1 rRNA gene (only partly in view) is annotated in these 2,500 nt (G+C 53.5%); it reads right to left on the minus strand.

Annotated features, from left to right (window positions below):
• Positions 1–2,500 (minus strand): 23S ribosomal RNA (locus ICI42_RS02430) (it extends past both window edges: 93 nt to the left, 207 nt to the right).

Genomic DNA, 2,500 nt, shown 5'->3' on the forward strand with positions numbered 1-2,500 from the left:
CTCAGGGAATACTCGTTTTAAGGTGGGTTTCCCGCTTAGATGCCTTCAGCGGTTATCCCGTCCGGATATAGCTACCCTGCTATGCGGCTGGCGCCACAACAGGTCCACCAGAGATCCGTCCATCCCGGTCCTCTCGTACTAGGGACAGATCCTTTCAATATTCCTACACCCACGGCAGATAGGGACCGAACTGTCTCACGACGTTCTGAACCCAACTCACGTACCGCTTTAAATGGCGAACAGCCATACCCTTGGGACCTGCTCCAGCCCCAGGATGCGATGAGTCGACATCGAGGTGCCAAACAACCCCGTCGATATGGACTCTTGGGGGTCATCAGCCTGTTATCCCCGGCGTACCTTTTATCCGTTGAGCGATGGCCCTTCCACGCGGGACCACCGGATCACTATGACCGACTTTCGTCTCTGCTCGACTTGTCAGTCTCGCAGTCAGGCGGGCTTATGCCATTGCACTCGACGACCGATTTCCGACCGGTCTGAGCCCACCATCGCGCGCCTCCGTTACTCTTTAGGAGGCGACCGCCCCAGTCAAACTACCCACCATACATTGTCCCGGACCCGGATAACGGGCCGCGGTTAGACATCCATGACGATAAGGGTGGTATTTCAAGGATGGCTCCACAGAGACTGGCGTCCCTGCTTCAAAGCCTACCACCTATCCTACACATGCCGACACGAATGCCAATGTAAAGCTATAGTAAAGGTGCACGGGGTCTTTCCGTCTAACCGCAGGAACCCCGCATCTTCACGGGGAATTCAATTTCACTGAGTCTATGCTGGAGACAGCGGGGAAGTCGTTACGCCATTCGTGCAGGTCGGAACTTACCCGACAAGGAATTTCGCTACCTTAGGACCGTTATAGTTACGGCCGCCGTTTACTGGGGCTTCGATTCAAAGCTTGCACCTCTCCTCTTAACCTTCCAGCACCGGGCAGGCGTCAGACCCTATACGTCGTCTTGCGACTTCGCAGAGCCCTGTGTTTTTGATAAACAGTCGCTACCCCCTGGTCTGTGCCACCCCCTTACACTTGCGTGCAAAAGGGTCACGCTTCTTCCGAAGTTACGCGTGCAATTTGCCGAGTTCCTTCAGCATAGTTCTCTCAAGCGCCTTGGTATACTCTACCAGTCCACCAGTGTCGGTTTCGGGTACGGTCTATAAGGAGGAGCTATTTCCTGGAACCACGCAGCTGCCCGCTCAATCCGATAAGATTGGACAACCTCAATGATCCGTCACTACCTCCAGGCTCACGATTATTAACGTGATTCCCATCGTCTACGCATTTCTGCCTCGACTTAGGGGCCGGCTAACCCTGCTCAGATTAGCTTTAAGCAGGAACCCTTGGACTTTCGGCGGGGGTGTCTCTCACACCCCTTACGTTACTCATGTCAGCATTCGCACTTCTGATACCTCCACAGCCCCTCGCAGGTGCTGCTTCGTCAGCTTACAGAACGCTCCGCTACCGCTTGCAGTAAACTGCAAACCCGAAGCTTCGGTGCATGGCTTTAGCCCCGTTACATTTTCGGCGCAAAGACCCTTATTTAGACCAGTGAGCTGTTACGCTTTCTTTAAATGATGGCTGCTTCTAAGCCAACATCCTGGTTGTTTTGGGATCCTCACATCCTTTCCCACTTAGCCATGACTTGGGGACCTTAGCTGTCGGTCAGGGTTGTTTCCCTTTCCACGACGGACGTTAGCACCCGCCGTGTGTCTGCCGACTAGTACTCCCGGGTATTCGGAGTTTGGTTAGGTTTGGTAATTCGGTAAGAACCCCTAGCCCATCCAGTGCTCTACCCCCCGGGGTATTCGGTCGACGCTCTACCTAAATAGATTTCGCGGAGAACCAGCTATTTCCGAGTTTGATTGGCCTTTCACCCCTAGCCACAAGTCATCCCGAACTATTGCAACAGTTATGGGTTCGGACCTCCAGTAAGTGTTACCTTACCTTCATCCTGCTCATGGCTAGATCACTCGGTTTCGGGTCTAATGCGACGAACTGAACGCCCTGTTCAGACTCGCTTTCGCTGCGCCTACACCTACCGGCTTAAGCTTGCTCGTCACACTAAGTCGCTGACCCATTATACAAAAGGTACGATGTCACCATTTCAGGCTCCATCTGTTTGTAGGCAACCGGTTTCAGGTACTCTTTCACTCCCCTCGTCGGGGTGCTTTTCACCTTTCCCTCACGGTACTAGTTCGCTATCGGTCATGCACGAGTACTTAGGCTTGGATAGTGGTCTACCCATGTTCAGACAGGATTTCACGTGTCCCGCCTTACTCAAGGACGATTGATCGCATTACGCATACGGGGCTGTCACCCACTATGGCCCTACTTTCCAGAAGGTTCTGCTTGTCTCTCAATCGCCACTGGCCTGGTCCGCGTTCGCTCGCCACTACTTGCGGAGTCTCGGTTGATGTCCTTTCCTACGGGTACTTAGATGTTTCAGTTCCCCGCGTTCGCCACTTTACCCCTATGTATTCAGGG

The organism is Oryzicola mucosus (assembly GCF_014534685.1).
Taxonomy (GTDB): domain Bacteria; phylum Pseudomonadota; class Alphaproteobacteria; order Rhizobiales; family Rhizobiaceae; genus Oryzicola; species Oryzicola mucosus.